General features: G+C 38.7%; 12 protein-coding genes and 1 rRNA gene. 2 read left to right on the top strand and 11 right to left on the bottom strand.

The window, feature by feature from the left end:
• Positions 1 to 26: 26 nt before the first annotated feature.
• Positions 27 to 2,033, top strand: coding sequence for an NAD-dependent DNA ligase LigA (gene ligA / locus BBI00_RS00060; RefSeq protein ID WP_065399556.1), 2,007 nt, complete (start codon positions 27 to 29; stop codon positions 2,031 to 2,033).
• 197 nt (positions 2,034 to 2,230) lie between these two features.
• Positions 2,231 to 4,522, top strand: a complete 2,292-nt coding sequence (locus BBI00_RS00055; RefSeq protein WP_065396853.1) for a T9SS type A sorting domain-containing protein — start codon at positions 2,231 to 2,233, stop codon at positions 4,520 to 4,522.
• 50 nt (positions 4,523 to 4,572) lie between these two features.
• On the opposite strand, the gene BBI00_RS00050 is transcribed toward BBI00_RS00055, so the two are convergent.
• The 11 genes from BBI00_RS00050 to rrf all read right to left on the bottom strand — a co-directional run.
• Complete coding sequence (locus tag BBI00_RS00050) at positions 4,573 to 4,980, bottom strand: hypothetical protein (protein WP_065396852.1); 408 nt, start codon at positions 4,978 to 4,980, stop codon at positions 4,573 to 4,575.
• A 13-nt stretch (positions 4,981 to 4,993) separates the two neighbouring features.
• Entirely contained in the window at positions 4,994 to 5,707 is a 714-nt protein-coding gene (locus tag BBI00_RS00045) for a hypothetical protein (protein ID WP_065396851.1), read from the bottom strand.
• Positions 5,708 to 5,826: 119 nt separating this feature from the next.
• Complete coding sequence (locus BBI00_RS00040) at positions 5,827 to 6,342, bottom strand: STM3941 family protein (RefSeq protein ID WP_065396850.1); 516 nt, start codon at positions 6,340 to 6,342, stop codon at positions 5,827 to 5,829.
• Between the two features lie 142 nt (positions 6,343 to 6,484).
• Positions 6,485 to 8,200, bottom strand: coding sequence for a HAMP domain-containing sensor histidine kinase (locus BBI00_RS00035; RefSeq protein ID WP_065396849.1), 1,716 nt, complete (start codon positions 8,198 to 8,200; stop codon positions 6,485 to 6,487).
• A 91-nt stretch (positions 8,201 to 8,291) separates the two neighbouring features.
• The gene (locus tag BBI00_RS00030; protein WP_065396848.1) at positions 8,292 to 9,401 is read right to left on the bottom strand and encodes a histidine kinase; all 1,110 of its coding nucleotides are present in this window, start codon (positions 9,399 to 9,401) and stop codon (positions 8,292 to 8,294) included.
• Between the two features lie 45 nt (positions 9,402 to 9,446).
• The gene (locus BBI00_RS00025) at positions 9,447 to 10,532 is read right to left on the bottom strand and encodes a porin (protein ID WP_065396847.1); all 1,086 of its coding nucleotides are present in this window, start codon (positions 10,530 to 10,532) and stop codon (positions 9,447 to 9,449) included.
• Between the two features lie 70 nt (positions 10,533 to 10,602).
• The gene (kdpC, locus tag BBI00_RS00020) at positions 10,603 to 11,160 is read right to left on the bottom strand and encodes a potassium-transporting ATPase subunit KdpC (protein WP_065396846.1); all 558 of its coding nucleotides are present in this window, start codon (positions 11,158 to 11,160) and stop codon (positions 10,603 to 10,605) included.
• 10 nt (positions 11,161 to 11,170) lie between these two features.
• On the bottom strand, positions 11,171 to 13,210 hold the full coding sequence (gene kdpB / locus BBI00_RS00015; RefSeq protein ID WP_065396845.1) for a potassium-transporting ATPase subunit KdpB: 2,040 nt from the start codon (positions 13,208 to 13,210) through the stop codon (positions 11,171 to 11,173).
• A gap of 171 nt (positions 13,211 to 13,381) precedes the next feature.
• The gene (kdpA, locus tag BBI00_RS00010; RefSeq protein ID WP_065396844.1) at positions 13,382 to 15,076 is read right to left on the bottom strand and encodes a potassium-transporting ATPase subunit KdpA; all 1,695 of its coding nucleotides are present in this window, start codon (positions 15,074 to 15,076) and stop codon (positions 13,382 to 13,384) included.
• 439 nt (positions 15,077 to 15,515) lie between these two features.
• Entirely contained in the window at positions 15,516 to 16,838 is a 1,323-nt protein-coding gene (locus BBI00_RS00005; RefSeq protein ID WP_065396843.1) for a sigma-54-dependent transcriptional regulator, read from the bottom strand.
• 364 nt (positions 16,839 to 17,202) lie between these two features.
• Positions 17,203 to 17,280: ribosomal RNA gene (gene rrf / locus BBI00_RS23770) — 5S ribosomal RNA — on the bottom strand; the annotation flags it as partial.

Below are 17,280 nucleotides of genomic sequence, written 5' to 3'. Positions count from 1 at the left end.
ATTTTTGCCCAAAAGATATACAACCCATGTCTGAAAATATTCAACAAAAGATAGAACAGCTCCGCAAAGAGCTCCACCAGCATAACGAAAATTACTACCTTCTGGATACTCCTACCGTGACTGATTATGAGTTTGATATGCTCCTTCAGGAACTCCAGGATCTGGAAGCCAAGCACCCCGAATTCTATGACGAGAATTCACCTACGGTACGTGTAGGAGGCGGTATTACCAAGGTTTTCCCTACGATCCAGCATAAGTTCAGAATGTATTCACTGGATAATTCCTATGATTTTGACGATCTGGAAGACTGGGAAAAAAGAATTATCAAAACGATTGCGGATCCGGTAGAATTTGTTGCCGAACTGAAGTATGACGGTGCTTCCATTTCCATTCTTTATGAAAACGGGAAGCTGACACAGGCCGTAACCCGTGGAGACGGTTTTCAGGGGGATGAAATCACTCCGAATGTCCGTACGATTTCAGATATTCCTTTGACGTTGAAAGGTGATTTTCCATCACAGTTTTTTATGCGTGGAGAAATTTACCTGACCAGAAAGAATTTTGACAAAATCAATAAACTTCGTGAGGAAGAAGGCCTTGATCCCTTCATGAATCCAAGGAATACGGCTAGCGGAAGTCTGAAGATGCAGGACAGCGGTGAGGTAAGAAAACGGGGCCTATCTTCTGTATTGTACCAGTTCATTTCAGATGAGGTTCCGGCAGAAACCCACTGGGAACTGCTTCAGAAAGCACAGAACTGGGGCTTTAAAACCTCCCAGCAGGCTAAACTGTGCAGAACTCTGGATGAAGTAAAGGAATTTATCACATTCTGGGATACCGAACGCCACAATCTTCCTTTTGAAATTGACGGAATCGTCTTAAAAGTGAATTCTTTACAGCAGCAAAGACAGCTTGGATATACCGCAAAATCCCCACGTTGGGCAATGGCTTACAAATTTAAAGCAGAAAAGGTGGAAACCGAGCTTCAAAGTGTTTCTTATCAGGTAGGAAGAACCGGGGCCATTACTCCTGTTGCCAACCTAAAGCCTGTTTTGCTGGCCGGAACGATCGTAAAAAGAGCCTCTCTTCACAATGAAGATATCATCAAAAAGCTGGATCTGCATGAGCATGATTTTGTATATGTAGAAAAAGGTGGTGAGATCATCCCGAAGATCGTAGGGGTGAATACGGATAAAAGAACTGAAGAAAGCAAAGCAATAGAATACATCAGAAATTGCCCTGAATGCGGAACGGAACTGGTAAAAATTGAAGACCAGGCCATCCACTTCTGTCCGAACGAACTTCACTGCCCGCCTCAGGTGGTAGGAAGAATGATTCACTATGTTTCCAGAAAAGCTCTGAATATTGAAAACCTGGGTGGTGAAACTATTGAACAGCTTTACAGGGAGAAATTGATTGAAAATCCTGCAGATTTGTATGTTTTAACGAAAGAGCAGCTGCTTCCTCTGGAGAGAATGGCTGAAAAATCGGCACAGAATATCATCACAGGAATTGAAAAGTCAAAAGAAATCCCGTTTGAAAAGGTATTATACGGAATCGGGATCAAGCATGTGGGGGAAACCGTAGCAAAGAAACTGGTTAAAAACTTTCCTACGATTGAGGAGCTGAAAAATGCTACTGTTGAAGAGCTTTGCCAGGTAGAGGACATCGGAACAAAGATCGCCATCAGCATTGCAGAGTTTTTCAACAATTCTGAAAACATACTGATGATCGAACGCCTGAAATCTTACGGCGTACAGCTTGAAAAAGGAGAAAGTACCAATGAAGTTCTCTCTAATATTCTGGAAGGAAAAACATTCCTTTTCACCGGGAAACTGTCATTATTTACCAGAGAAGCCGCTGAAGAAATGGTAGAAAAACATGGAGGAAAAAATATTTCTGCCGTATCGAAAAACCTCAACTATCTTGTGGTAGGTGAAAAAGCGGGAAGTAAACTGAAAAAAGCCCAGGATATAGGAACTATCGGTATTCTTGATGAACAGCAGTTCCTGGATCTGATTGAAAAGCAATAACAGGCTGACAACCTGGTTACCATACTATTAGGCTGTGAAGAATTTCACAGCTTTTTTGTTTTTCAACCTTTTATAAAGCCTTAACAGCCATCAAAAAATATTTTAAAAAAAATCAACTGACTATATGCTTAAAAGTTTACATTTGCTTCCTATTTGCAATCAAATAATTAAAAACTAAAAACAAACCAACTAAATCCATGAAAAAAATCTACTTAATCATCTCCATGATGATTTTGGCGGTATTTCAGGCTCAGACCGTCAATATTCCTGATGCCAATTTCAAAAAACTGCTGACTTCCAATATCCCTTATATGGCCAAGGATCTTATGGGCAATAGTACCTCTATCGATAAGAATCATGACGGGGAAATCCAGTTATCTGAAGCTGCCAATATCAGCAAATTGAACTTCGATACTTTTACTCTGCAGAATTATACTTCCATTTCCAGTAACATTGTTTCAATAGAAGGGATAAAAAGCTTTACCAATCTGACTGATCTTTATATAGACCTTTTTCCGTTGTTACAGAGTGTTGACCTGAGTAACAGTACGGCATTGTACAGGCTGGGCCTCAGCAGATGTTATGTGCTCTCATCTGTAAATGTTCAGGGCTGCAGCCAGCTATATGATCTGGAGGTCTTCTTTTGCAGCATGCCCTCCATCGACTTATCCGGGCTGACCAATTTATATAAAGTAAATATGACCCAATGCCAGCTTCAAAATATTTATTTAAATAACAATACCAATCTTGTCGACTTAAACTTAACTGTAAACAAACTTCAAACACTTCCTTTAAACCAGACGCCCAATCTGAATTTTCTAATTATCGCCGGAAATTCTTTTACATCGCTTAATTTCAGTGCTTTTCAAAAGCTTGAAACATTGGACTGTACTTATAATAAATTTACAACCATTGATCTCTCACAGAATGAAAAACTTAAGATTTTTGCATGTGATGTGAATCCCAATCTTCAGTCTTTACTGATTAAAAACGGTATCAATAATTTTATCCAGGCAATTTCTTCGTCTTTTTCAGGTACGCCCAATCTTAAGTATATCTGTGCGGATGACTTTGAGATTGCCAATATGAATTCATTATTACCCACCACAACAGTCAATTCATACTGCTCATTCACTCCTGGCGGAATATTCTATACAATCCGGGGAAATACAAAAACAGACAGCAACAATAACGGTTGTGATCCGAATGATCCCAACAAGGCTTTCCAGAAATTTACCATAAGCGGAGCCGGAACTACAGGAAGCATGATTGCCGATACTTCGGGAAATTATTCTGTACCGGTGCAGGCAGGTTCGCATACGGTAACTCCGGTTCTTGAAAACCCGGCATACTTTAATATTTCTCCGGCCAATGTCACTGTCAATTTCCCTCAACAGGTTAGCCCGTTCAATCAAAACTTCTGTATAACTCCTAACGGTGTACACCCGGACCTGGAAACGGTGATTGTACCTGTAACGGCAGCTTCACCTGGTTTTGAATCAAAATATAAAATCATCTGTAAAAACAAAGGAAATACCATACAATCCGGCACCCTGCTGTTTAATTATAATGACAGTCTGGTTGATTATCTGAGTTCTACCCTTACGCCTGCCTCTCAGTCTACCGGAACATTGAGCTGGAACTTCACCAATCTTCATCCTTTTGAAACCAGAGAAATCACGGTAACACTTACATTAAATAGCCCTACTCAGATTCCTCCGTTACAGGGTGGTGATATTTTACACTATACCGCACAGATTAATGGAGCGACTGATGAAACACCTGCTGATAATAATTTTACATTAAATCAAACGGTTGTAAACTCTTTTGATCCGAATGACAAGACGTGTCTGGAAGGCACTTCTATTACCCAAACCCAGGTTGGAGACTATGTTCACTACCTGATCCGGTTTGAAAATACGGGAACGGCCAATGCCAGAAATATCGTAGTAAAGGATGCAATTGATACCTCGAAATTTGATATTTCAAGTTTAGTTCCGCTGCATGGAAGCCATAACTTTGTGACAAGGGTAATCGATCCTAATATTTTAGAATTCATTTTCGAAAATATTCAGTTACCTTTTGATGACGCCCATAATGACGGTTATCTTTCATTTAAGATTAAGACAAAATCTACTCTGAATACCGGCGACAGTTTCAGCAATACGGCCAGAATCTATTTTGATTACAATGCTCCGATTATTACCAATACTTATACGACCTCAGTGGCAGGTACATTGGCAACTTCTGAAATCAAAAATGATAAGAATACAATAGGTATTCATCCTAATCCGGTAAAAGATATCCTGTATATCAAATCTTCTGATGAAGTAATCAAAGCTGAAATTTATGATACAGCCGGAAGAATTATAAATTCTATGGGAACGAAAAACAATACGGTAGATGTTTCCAGTCTGTCCAAAGGAAATTATTGGATTAAATTATTTTTAAAAGATAAAGTCTCTGTACAGAAATTCATTAAAGAATAATCTTTCAGACCATTTATAAAAAGGCTGCATAACGTTATGCAGTCTTTTTTTTATTCCAAACCAAAAAGAAGGCCTGCAGCTCCATACAAAATAAAAGTGATCAGAGGCAATCCGAAAAAAGTGAGTAAGGAAAATATAAATGTATAGGTTCCATAGCTTTTAACAAACACGATCATATTATTGACCACATTGTTGAGGAGTAAAAGTAAAAGCAGGTACACCGACATCATGATATTGCCGATAAGTAAAAAAATAAAAAATGTTCCGGCATCTTCGATCTTCCCTCTTACATCTGCCATACATAGAACAACCGCAGCCATAAAAATCAGAACTGAAAAGCCTGCCATTAGCCTTAACATCGTTTTTTTCCAGGTCTCTTTCTCTTTCATGGCAAACTGAAAATAATACAGATTGGCCAGCCCAAAAACCGAAACGGTATAAATAATAAAAATTTCCATTTGGTTACAGTATTTATTTCAGGTTTTTATAGTTCTTTTCTACAGTAAACAATGCATTGGAAATTATCTCTGCAAATTCTGTCTCTCTATTTTCAAAATAGAAAAAACCTTTTTCCAGATTATCTTTATTTTTCGCAATCCATGAATTGATTCTTTTTATATCATCTCTTTTAAAGTCCCTGAAATTTTTACCATCGTAAATCATATCAAGGTAATAATGATTAATATAATCAACAAAGACTCTAAAACCGTTTGTCTGAAAATCAGTTTCCCAACACTCCAATATTCTGTCAAGCGCTCCGGTTATTTTATAGATACCGCAAAAGGCTTCATGATCAAAATAAGATTGGGTTGCCAAACGATTCTGCCACCATTGCCAAAGAAAGGTTTTAACTGCAGCTTTTTCATTTTCCGGCCACATCACAAATTTTCCGTACTCTAATTTACCTAATATCGTATCTAAATAAGCAATGAAACCTCCTTTTGCAAGTATTTCAAATAGCCTAGGTAGGAAATGTTTAAAATCTTCAATACTTCCCCAGGTTGTCAAAGCTTTAAATACATACCTTAAAAGATCATTCTCTTCCAAATCCCGCAACGGCCTGATATGAAGTTTTTCCTTATCTGTTCCCGAAACACAGCACGGGCATCCGTTCATCCTGGGGACAAGCGGATAGCCTGAGAAAATCTCATAAAGCTGTTCAATGGATCGTTCTAATGTATTCATCTATGATTTGAAAACAATGATCTTTTCATTTTTATAACAAATATAAAGACGAATTTACATCATTTACCAGTTATAACCGCCTTCTTTTAATTGTGTGATTCTGTTAATTAATGACGTTATTACTTATTTATCAAACTATAAGGCCTTATTTTACTTTGCAATAGTTCCAGCAAAACCTTGGTTTTTACATTGATCATATCGATCTGAAAGCTGAATTCACGGCTCTCAGAATTCCGGAACAGCCTGGGAGAAATACGATTCAACAGATTGGAATTTTTCTTTGGATGTTTTAATACAACATGAATAAATGCAGCTGTTTTAATGCCGTGATGCTTCATATCCGATGTACAAAAAAGAAGAACATCCTCAAAGTTGACCGTCGTTGGTTTTCTCAATACATTATAAACGATAATCTGCTGATCAGTAACGGTTAATAAAGGTTTTGTGCGGAACAACAACAGTAAAGAATACACAATTCCAAATAAAAAAAGTGCAAAGGCGAGACCTAATATCACCATCAGAAAAAATTTCTCATTCTTACAACCAATATGATAAAGTCCAAAGGTAAAAATACCAGAGACCATAAGCATGATCAGACTTTTGATTTTACTGGAATAGAAATGAATCTCCTTCATGATCATTATTTTATTATTGAATTCAAATATATAAAACTTAAAAAGCTGAAGGATGAAAAATCTGATAAAAGTATTTCTGTCTTCTATAAATAAACCTTACAGGTTTTTAAAAACCTGTAAGGTTGAGATAAATCTAACAATTTTATGACACCGGTAATCTGAAATAAAAAGTACTGCCATGATTCAGGGAACTCTTTACTCCAATTTCACCGTTCTGTTTCTCAATGAAATTTTTCGAAATAGCCAGGCCAAGCCCCGTACCGTTCTGATGCTCTCCCGGAACCTGAAAGTAGCGGTCAAAGATCTGGCGATGGTACTTTTCATCAATTCCACTTCCGGTATCCGTAATACTGAACTGAATAAAGGTCTCTTTTTTTTCTACCAGAATCCGGATACTTTCATCCTGAAAAGAGTGTTTCACGGCATTCGTAAGGAAATTATTCATGACCCAGACCGTTTTGTCAAAATCAGCCATTACAAGGTCATTGTCCTCCAAAAGGAATTCTGTAATGATGGAGATATTTTTCTGCTCGGCAAGCTTTTCAACATTTTTCACGGCCGTCTGTACAATTTCTTTCGGAGCACATTTTTCAATGGTCAGCCGGATATTTCCGGATTCAACCTGAGAGAGATTAAGCAGTTCTCCGGTGATATCCAGTAATCGCTGCCCGTCTTCGTTGATGCTTTTCAGCAATTCCTGCTGCTGTTCATTCAGATCCCCGAATTTTTGATTGCCAAGTAACTGTACTCCCATTTTTATGGCAGAAATCGGTGTTTTCAATTCATGGGAAATGGTAGCGATGAAATTGGTTTTCGCAAAATCCAGTTCTTTAAACGGAGTGATATTACGCAGAAGAATAACTTTACCGATATTTTTCTTCTCCTTCTCGCCTGTTTTTACGATATTAATAGGAACAATATCCTGTTCAAAATAATTTTCCTTATTATCACGGACAATCTTAATAGGATCCTTTACCGGATGATCAATATTTTTCAGCAGCTCACGCATCAAATCGTTATTCACCGCCACTTCATGGGCTGTTTTACCTATAATCTCTTCTTTACGAAGGTTCGTGATCTTCAGTGCTTCATCATTGATCATGTAGATAAAATGGTTTTCGTCAAGACCAATAACAGCATCATGCATATTGTTGACCAGGGTTTCAATCCGTTTTTTATCCATCAGCTGTTTTGAAAGTGTACTGCTTTCATATTCCTGCAGTTTCTCTGCCATTGTATTGAATGATTCTGCAAGACCATTGAATTCTTCACTTCCTTTAAAATGAACCCTTTCGTTGTAATTTTTATCTGCAATCTGCCTGATACTGAAGGTCAGCTGGCTGATAGGCTCCGCAATCGTCTGAGGGAGATTGAAAAGCAGTACAAAAGCGATCAGAAAGCATACAGTTCCTAAACTCACAATCCAGAACGTGGCATTTTCTGCCGTAATGATGGCAATATCGCTTTTACGTTCTATTCCCTTCATATTCAAGGACATAATTTTGGCCAGATCTTCCCGGATCAGTTTTTCTTTATGGGGACCCGGTTCTTTCAGGTAGCTGTTGAAGTGCAGATTCAGGTTCTGGGTGGCCTCTTTCTCTCCGAATTCTGTGAGGTTCTTTTCCTGAAGTTTGTTATTTTTCTGGAAATCAGCAATGGCTACTGTACTGTCTGTACTGATATTATCAAGAGCCAGAAGCATATTTTTGGAAAATTCCAGGCTATTGTAATTGGCCGTGAGGATCTTTTCAGTATCAGATTTTAATTTATTGATGTATACAGAACCTATCACTGAAAGCAGAACAATCAGTAGAAATAACAGGCCTACACCCAGGGTAAGTTTCGTTTTAAGTTTCATATGAAGATACTTATTGCTTTTTAAAAGACCTATGCAATCGCGTCATCTTTATCGGGGTTTGTGTTTCCAAATCATTACGATTTCATTACTTTTAGGATAAAATAATAATATCTATCTGTCTTTCATTCAGTCTGTTCATCAGGGTGTAGATCCAGCTGTATCCCAGCAGGCGCTGCCAGAACTTCGCATGAGGTTTCCCGATGCAGACCGTTGTGATATTATGGGCAATCACATACTCAAGAATTCCGTTATGGACACTATTTTCTTTGATCCGGACCACTTTTGCCCCCAATTCCTGTGCTAAATTAAAATTATTAATCAAATATCGCTGTTTATCCAATGCTATTTTTTCAGGATTCTCGGAGGGTTTCTGAATATAGAGAACCGTCCACGGACTGTTGTAATAGCTGGCTAATCTGGCTGTTTTCCGGATGATTGTTTTGGCAATCTTCTCATTACTGCTGATGCAGGCCAGGAATTTTATAGGTTTAAAATTCCCGGTTTTAATTTCAGTTTCCACTTTTCTTTCCACGTGGGTGGCGACTTCCTTTAAAGCCAGCTCACGAAGCTGCAGAATATGTCCGCTTTGGAAAAAATTGCTGAGTGCCGTCTGGATTTTTTCTTTTTTATAGATTTTACCCTCTTTCAGACGGGTCAGCAGTTCATCGGCTGTCAGGTCAATATTTACCACTTCATCTGCCAGTGCCAGAATTTTATCAGGAACTCTTTCTGCGACTTCTATTCCGGTAATTTTTTTTACCTCTTCGTTCAGGCTTTCAATGTGCTGGATATTCATGGCACTGATCACGTTGATCCCGTTCTCCAGAATTTCCAGTACATCCTGCCATCTTTTTTTATTTTTGGATCCTTCTACATTCGTATGGGCCAGCTCATCTACCAGCACCACTTCCGGATGTTCGTTGATAATGGCCTGAAGATCCATTTCCTCCAGATTCTTCCCTTTATAAAAAACCGATTTGCGGCCAATTTCAGGAATTCCTTCTACAAGAGCCAGGGTTTCTTCCCGGCCATGGGTTTCGATATATCCGATCTTTACATCAATGCCGTTGCGTAAAAGGGAATGCGCCTCCTGAAGCATCCGGAAGGTCTTTCCTACGCCCGCACTCATCCCGATATAGATCTTGAATTTTCCTTTACGGGATTTCTGGATCAGTTCTAAAAAATCTTTTGCTGATGACATTGATTTGATTCTTTTTAGTTTTATTTTAAACACATTTACTTGAGGTTAAAACCACACCGCTAAGCTTGTTGTCACAAAGAAATTTCCTTTTCTGAAATCATCATTTTTCGCAAAAATGGCATCTTTGGAAGTAAAACCTCTTGCCTCTGTACGGAAAACCACATTTTTGAATACCGCATAGTCCACATTCAAAGAATATCCAAAGGTCTGAAATCCGTTGGGTGTTTCTGTATTGATAATAACTCCGTTCTTATCGTTATAATATTCAAGTCGTCCTGCCAGTGCCCATTTATTATCAAGCTGATATTTCATCTGAACATTCGGGCTGTACCAGATATTGTACCGGCTGCTTCCCTTTGATTCCTGTTCTGCCCCGATATCAAATCCCAATAATGCCAAGAACCGCTCTGTCAGCTGAAAACTTCCGTACAAATCATGGAAATACCGCATTCTTTTATCGGCTTTTGCTTTATCATTCCCGATAAAAGAACTGCTGTTGAGCGTTATCTTGTCATTCGGTTTATATGTTACCTGATGCCCGAATGAGATGCTCTGATTTCCTTCCGGTTTGGCAATACGCTGCCAGCCGTTCAGTAACAATCCGCTCAAAAACCATTTTCCGTTATCTGAAGTGTAAGAAATTTTGGCTCCTGTTTCAAAATAAGGCGAATTTTCTGCTGCAAAACTTCTTGTCAGGTTAATATTATCTTTTCCTATGGCACTCTCCCAGCCTATATGGGAAGGCATAATCCCCGCATCAATCCACAGGTTTTTATTTTTTGAGATTCTGATCCCTATATTGGCTTCATTCACATAGCGTAAAGCATTTTGTTCAGCTGCCATATTATCCTGGGCATAGGTTCCGGCCATCAGGGCAACATTGGCCCGGAGGTTATCACTTTGATAATTTGCTTTCACCAGTCCCAGATTGAGGTTCAACTCATTATGCCTGTTGTATGAGTATAAAAAATTCTGACGGAGGTGATCGGATGGTTCATTAAAGTCATAGGTATAGAAAAGTTCCGCATAGGCAGAAAATGTCACTTTATTTCCTGTTTTTAATGAATCTGATGATTGGGCTTTGGCAAAAAACAGTCCCAATACTGCACTTATAACTAGATATTTTTTCACGTTGTTTAGGGGATGTTAACCACGTCAGGATTAAATCTTGACATGGTTAGTTAGTTGGTTAATTAGTTAATTACTTTAGCTGATCTAAAGCAATATTAAGCTTTAAAACATTTACTTTTGATGGTCCGAGAATTCCCAGAAACGGCTTTTCCGTTTGGTTATTGATTAAATTTCTGATCTGTTCTTCAGAAAGGTTTCTCACTTTTGCAATTCTTTTTGCCTGGTATAAAGCTCCTTCTTCAGAAATATCCGGATCCAACCCGCTCCCGCTTGCTGTCACAAGCTCTACAGGAACTTTTGCATTTCCCATTTCAGGGTTTTTCATTTTCAACGTATCAATTCTTTTCTGTACGGTTTCCAGATATTCTTCATTACTCGGGCCTTTGTTGCTTCCTCCACTTCCCGCTGCATTATAATTAACGGAAGAAGGGCGTCCGTGGAAGTATTTTTCAGATTTAAATTCCTGTCCGATATTGGCGTACAGCTTCTGCCCTTTATTGTAAACAATTTCTCCGTTTCCTCTGTCGGGAAGTATTTTAGAACCTCCGTATACAACACCAAGATAAATACCTGTAACCACCAGCATTACAAGGGTTAATCTGAATGCTGAAACAATATGATTTTTCATTTTTAAAATTTTAATAAAATAAACTGATTACCAGATCAATGATCTTAATTCCGATGAAAGGTACAATAACTCCTCCCAAACCATAGATTAAAAGATTTCTTCTCAATAATGCACTGGCTCCGATCGGTTTGTAAGCGACTCCTTTTAAGGCCAGCGGAATCAGGAACGGAATGATCACTGCATTAAAGATCACAGCTGACAGTATAGCTGTTTCCGGGCTGTGAAGGTTCATGATATTCAATTTCTGAAGAGATGGAATAAATGTTATAAACAGTGCCGGAATAATCGCAAAATACTTCGCAACATCATTTGCAATACTGAAAGTTGTCAACGTTCCTCTTGTCATCAGCAGCTGTTTCCCGATTTCCACAATTTCAATCAGTTTGGTAGGGTCATTATCAAGGTCTACCATATTGCCTGCTTCCTTGGCTGCCTGTGTTCCGCTGTTCATTGCAACACCTACATCTGCCTGGGCAAGTGCCGGTGCATCATTCGTTCCGTCTCCCATCATGGCGACCAGCTTGCCTTCCTGCTGTTCTTTTTTGATGTAGTTCATCTTATCTTCCGGTTTGGCTTCTGCAATAAAGTCGTCTACTCCGGCTTTTTCTGCGATAAATTTTGCCGTCAAAGGATTATCTCCGGTTACCATCACCGTTTTTACCCCCATTTTTCTCAATCTTTGGAAACGTTCCTGGATACCGGTTTTAATGATATCCTGAAGTTCAATCACTCCCCAGACTTTTTCATTAACGGATACCACCAGAGGAGTTCCGCCGTTTTCCGAAATTCTGGTAACAGCATCCTGCGTTTCCTGCGGGAAAGTATTGCCCGATTTTTCAGTCAGTTTTTTTATAGTATCATAAGCGCCCTTGCGGATTCTTGTTTCTTCAAAATCGATTCCTGAGGTTCTTGTTTCTGCCGTAAAATCTATATAAACAGGATTCGGTACCAGAAGGTTTTCTGATTTCAGCTGGCTAAGCTCTATGATTGATTTTCCTTCCGGTGTTTCATCTGCTACAGAACTTAGGGCAGAAGCTTTTATAAACTCTTCAAGCTGAATTCCGTCAGCAGGGTGAAACTGTGTCGCTTTACGGTTTCCTATCGTAATTGTTCCCGTTTTATCCAGCAGCAGGACATCAATATCTCCTGCAGTTTCTACGGCTTTCCCACTTTTAGTAATAACATTTGCCCTTAACGCTCTGTCCATTCCCGCAATTCCAATTGCAGAAAGCAGACCTCCGATCGTTGTCGGAATCAGACAAACGAAAAGTGAAATAAATGCCGCAATCGTAATCGGTGTCTGCGCATAGTCTGCAAATGGCTTTAATGTGAGGGTAACAATGATAAAGGTCAGTGTAAAACCTGCCAGCAATATGGTTAATGCGATTTCGTTTGGTGTTTTTTGTCTTGATGCTCCTTCTACAAGGGCGATCATTTTATCCAGAAAAGATTCTCCTGGCTTTGTGGTTACTTTCACCTTGATTCTGTCTGACAGTACTTTTGTACCGCCGGTCACAGAACTTTTATCTCCTCCGGCTTCACGGATCACGGGAGCACTTTCTCCGGTAATTGCAGATTCATCAATGGTTGCCAGACCTTCAATGATCTCGCCATCCATAGGAATCTGATCTCCGGCTTCGCAAAGGAAAATATCTCCCAGTTTCATTTCTGCAGACATTTTCAGTGCGGTTTCTACCTGAAATCCCGGTTTGTTGTCCACCACAAGCTTAGCAGGAGTTTCTTCTCTTGTTTTTCTGAGAGTATCAGCCTGCGCTTTTCCTCTGGCTTCTGCAATTGCTTCTGCAAAATTGGCAAACAGGACGGTGAAAAATAAAATAATAAATACTAAAAAGTTATAGGAAAAACTTCCCTGGGTTTTATCACCAGTGAGACTGAACATGCTTACGATAAACATGACAATGGTTCCGATCTCTACCAGGAACATTACTGGATTTTTAAACATAATTTTCGGATTCAGCTTTACGAAAGACTGCTTAATCGCTTCGTTTACCAAATCTTTCTGAAACAATGTTTGTGATTGATTTTTCATTTTTTTGAAAGAGTTATATCATTGCAACCAATATCAACCATCAAGGCAGACTGAAATGATAAGGAGTGGAATGGATTATATTCTGTAGTGAACGTTTCAGTAAGTTTAAGACTAGTTTCCTTACCTGATCCAGCCTCCTTAATGGTTTATTATTGACTGTAAATTATATTATTATTTAGAGAAATACTGTATCTGTTCTGCAATAGGTCCCAGTGTAAGTGCAGGGAAGAAAGACAGCGCTGCAATCAGTAAAATAACTGCGAGTGTCATGAACCCGAAAGTTGCGGTATCCGTTTTCAGGGTTCCTGAACTTTCCGGAATAAATTTCTTCTGCGCCAGCAGTCCTGCAATAGCTACCGGACCTATGATCGGAATAAATCTTGACAGTAATAATACGATCCCTGTAGAAATGTTCCACCAAGGGGTATTATCTCCCAATCCTTCGAATCCGGATCCGTTATTGGCCGAAGAAGAAGTAAATTCATACAGCATTTCACTGAAGCCATGAAATCCCGGGTTATTTAATGTTTTTGCTCCGAACTCCGGCAAATAAGCGGTTAAGGCTGTTCCTACAAGAATTAAAAAAGGATGGAATAAAGCTACAATCATAGCGATTTTCATTTCTTTGGCTTCAATCTTCTTACCCATAAATTCCGGAGTTCTTCCTACCATCAGGCCACTGATAAATACGGCGAGAATAATAAAAATGAAATAATTCAGAATTCCGACACCGCAACCTCCGTAGAAGCAGTTGATCATCATCGCCAGCAATTCATTCATTCCCGAAAGAGGCATTGTGCTGTCATGCATTGAGTTTACAGAACCTGTAGAAATAACCGTTGTTACAATGCTCCAGTATCCTGATGCTGCACTTCCGAAGCGTATTTCCTTCCCTTCCATAGCGCCAAGACTGCTGTCTGCTCCCATTTTTGTGATCAAAGGATTTCCGCCGGCTTCATTCACAATATTCGGAACGGCAAGCGCCAGAAAGCCGACCGTCATCACGGTAAAGATCACCCACGAAAGTTTTCTTTTATTCAAGTAAAAACCTAAGGCAAATACCAATGCAAACGGAATGATCATTTGGGTAACCATCTCTGTCATATTGGTGATATAGTTAGGATTCTCGAGAGGATGGGCTGAATTTGCCCCGAAAAAACCACCGCCGTTGGTTCCTAAATGTTTTATCGCAACAAAAGCTGCTACAGGACCTCTGGAAACATCCACTTTTTGACCTTCCAGTGTTGTAATATGGTCTTTGCCTTCAAAAGTCATCGGACTTCCGTTCATAGAAAGGATAAAAGCAACAATCACACTGATTGGAATCAGAATTCTGACCATAGATTTTGTGAAAAAATCATAGAAGTTTCCCAATTCTGTACTGGTCTTTTCTTTAAAAGCTTTGAAAAGGACAGCCATTGCAGCCATTCCTGTTGCTGCGGTTACAAACTGTAAAAACATCAGATAAAGCTGGCTCAGATAACTAACGCCCGTTTCTCCTGAATAATGCTGCAAATTACAGTTGACCAGAAATGAAATGGTTGTATTGAAAGCCAGATCGGGTGACATATTGGGGTTTCCATCGGGATTTAAAGGAAGCCAGGATTGGTTCAGTAAAAGAAGAAATCCAATGATGAACCAAACCAGATTGATTGTCAGCATGGCGTACATATTCTGTTTCCAGTTCATCTGGCGGTCAGGATTTATTCCCGCTACTCTATAAATCAACTTTTCAACCGGCTCAAAAACAGGATCCAGAAAAGTTTTTTTGTATCCATATACATTAGCTATGTATTTACCTAAAAATATCCCGATAACTAATGTGATGACAAACATTGCTATAATGCCTAAAATTTCTGTATTCATAACCGTTTAAAATTTTTCAGGTTTCATTAAAACATAACAGATATACACAAAGGCAAGTATTGAAAGGAAAAATAAACTCCACATAATTTATATTCTATCAAAAAATTCAACTGATTTATATAAAAGCCAAAACAATACTGCCAACAGCAGAATTAAACTTATGAGCATCATATCTTAATCATTAGGGTTAAAACAGTCAACAATACATACGATACCATCAGCAGACTAAAAGTGGAATGCTCCCGTTTTTTAAACGTTTTTCTTGAAATTGTCATTTTTAAAATATTTTATTCAGATACCATATGCCAAAAGGAATTCCAATCTGGAAACAAAACACTTAATCAACTACTAAACAAACAGTTACATACAATCAATAATCCTCATAAAAACACAAAAGCCTATCAAAATGATAGGCTCTTTATTAAAATGATAAATTGATTTATTTTAATCCGTATTCTTCCAGCTTACGGTATAATGTGGCAATACCAATTTCAAGGAGTCTGGCTGCTTCTGCCTTATTTCCTTTTGTATACTGTAATACTTTCTGGATATGTATTTTTTCTAACGACCGGATGCTCAGTGAATCGCTTTCCGTGGCTCTTTCAGCATAATGAGGAAGGCTTTCTGCGTCCAGTGTATTATGATCCATCAAAATTAAGCTTCTTTCTACAGCATTTCTCAATTCACGGATATTTCCCTTCCAGTCATTTTTTTCAAGCGCTTTGTAATAATCAGGCGTTACTTCAACAGAGGTTAAATGCAGTTTGCCTGAAAACAGATCAATAAAATTCTTGGCCAGCATTTTCAGGTCTTCTTTGCGCTCTCTTAAGGCGGGAAGTGTGATTTCAAAAACATTCAGTCTAAAATACAGGTCTTCTCTGAAGTTTCCCTGCTTTATTTCCTGTTCCAGATCTCTGTTGGTTGCGGCCACCAATCTGAAATCAGATTTTGAAACTTTAGTTTCTCCCATTTTGATAAACTCTTTGGTTTCCAAAACACGAAGCAGCTTGGCCTGCAGTTCTACAGGCATTTCCCCAATTTCATCCAGAAACAGTGTGCCACCATTGGCTTCTTCAATCAAACCTTTCTTATCCTTCAGAGCTCCTGTAAAAGCTCCCTGTTTATGGCCAAAAAGTTCGCTCTCCAGAATTTCCTTGCTGAATGCGGAACAGTTGATCGCCACAAAACTATTCTTCTTCCGGTCACTTCCTTCATGAATAGCATTGGCAAAAACTTCTTTTCCCGTACCTGTTTCTCCGGTTAAAAGTACAGCAGCATCTGTCAAAGCAACTTTTTCAGCCAATTTTTTAGCTTGCAGAATGGCTGGAGATTTGCCGATGATCTGCTCAAAACCTTTTGCAGTACTGGCAGGCTGAATGATCCTGGATCTGTTATCTTTTACTTTATCAAGAGCTTTATATACCAGGGGAATAATTTTCTCATTATCATCACCTTTTACAAGATAATCGTAAGCTCCATTCTTCATCGCCTGAACAGCATCTGTAATATTACCAAATGCAGTCATCAGAATGATTTCCAAATGAGGATATTTAGTCTTGATCGACTTTACCAGATCTACTCCAAAAGCATCAGGCAGACGGACATCGCTTAAAACAACATCAAAATCATACTGCTCAAGCATTGTCATTGCAGAACGTGCCGTAGAAGCTTCTTTTACATTAAAATTTTCCTGGGAAAGGATCATGCCCAGTAACTTAAGGAGCTTGATCTCATCATCGATGATCAGAATGTTTCCTGACATTATAATTATTTTAGAAAACCAGTACAAACTTATTGAAATTATTTGAGTAAAACAGGTTTGTAATGGGAAATAGTTTTTGTTGTGCGACTGAACGTCAGATATGGATTAATAATGAGTAATAAGTAATGAGTAATGAGCAATCCGGAATAGAACAAGAACAGGATTGGGATTTGGATAAAAGAGAGTAAGGGATAATAATAGGAGTATTAAGCCATAAAGTATTCAATAGGGACGGGCTTTAGCCCGTTCTCATCAAAAAGAATAAACTGCATTAAAAATAAAGAAGTCCGATGAGAACTTCTTTGGATATAAAACAAAAAAATCCTTTATCGTTATGATAAAGGATTTTTAAAAATAAAATAAAAACTGGCGGCGGCCTACTCTCCCGCGTTAGCAGTACCATCGGCGCTGGTGGGCTTAACTTCTGTGTTCGGAATGGGAA

Origin of the sequence: Chryseobacterium arthrosphaerae (assembly GCF_001684965.1) — a bacterium.
Lineage (GTDB): Bacteria > Bacteroidota > Bacteroidia > Flavobacteriales > Weeksellaceae > Chryseobacterium > Chryseobacterium arthrosphaerae.
The sequence above is the reverse complement of the archived record's forward strand: the minus strand, read 5'-3'. Positions and strand labels throughout refer to the sequence as shown.

Bases quoted from the DNA above. Each gene is read 5' to 3' on its own strand.
- ligA (WP_065399556.1), top strand. From the start codon at position 27: ATGTCTGAAAATATTCAACAAAAGATAGAACAGCTCCGCAAAGAGCTC.
- BBI00_RS00055 (WP_065396853.1), top strand. From the start codon at position 2,231: ATGAAAAAAATCTACTTAATCATCTCCATGATGATTTTGGCGGTATTT.
- BBI00_RS00050 (WP_065396852.1), bottom strand. From the start codon at position 4,980: ATGGAAATTTTTATTATTTATACCGTTTCGGTTTTTGGGCTGGCCAAT.
- BBI00_RS00045 (WP_065396851.1), bottom strand. From the start codon at position 5,707: ATGAATACATTAGAACGATCCATTGAACAGCTTTATGAGATTTTCTCA.
- BBI00_RS00040 (WP_065396850.1), bottom strand. From the start codon at position 6,342: ATGAAGGAGATTCATTTCTATTCCAGTAAAATCAAAAGTCTGATCATG.
- BBI00_RS00035 (WP_065396849.1), bottom strand. From the start codon at position 8,200: ATGAAACTTAAAACGAAACTTACCCTGGGTGTAGGCCTGTTATTTCTA.
- BBI00_RS00030 (WP_065396848.1), bottom strand. From the start codon at position 9,401: ATGTCATCAGCAAAAGATTTTTTAGAACTGATCCAGAAATCCCGTAAA.
- kdpC (WP_065396846.1), bottom strand. From the start codon at position 11,160: ATGAAAAATCATATTGTTTCAGCATTCAGATTAACCCTTGTAATGCTG.
- kdpB (WP_065396845.1), bottom strand. From the start codon at position 13,210: ATGAAAAATCAATCACAAACATTGTTTCAGAAAGATTTGGTAAACGAA.
- kdpA (WP_065396844.1), bottom strand. From the start codon at position 15,076: ATGAATACAGAAATTTTAGGCATTATAGCAATGTTTGTCATCACATTA.
- BBI00_RS00005 (WP_065396843.1), bottom strand. From the start codon at position 16,838: ATGTCAGGAAACATTCTGATCATCGATGATGAGATCAAGCTCCTTAAG.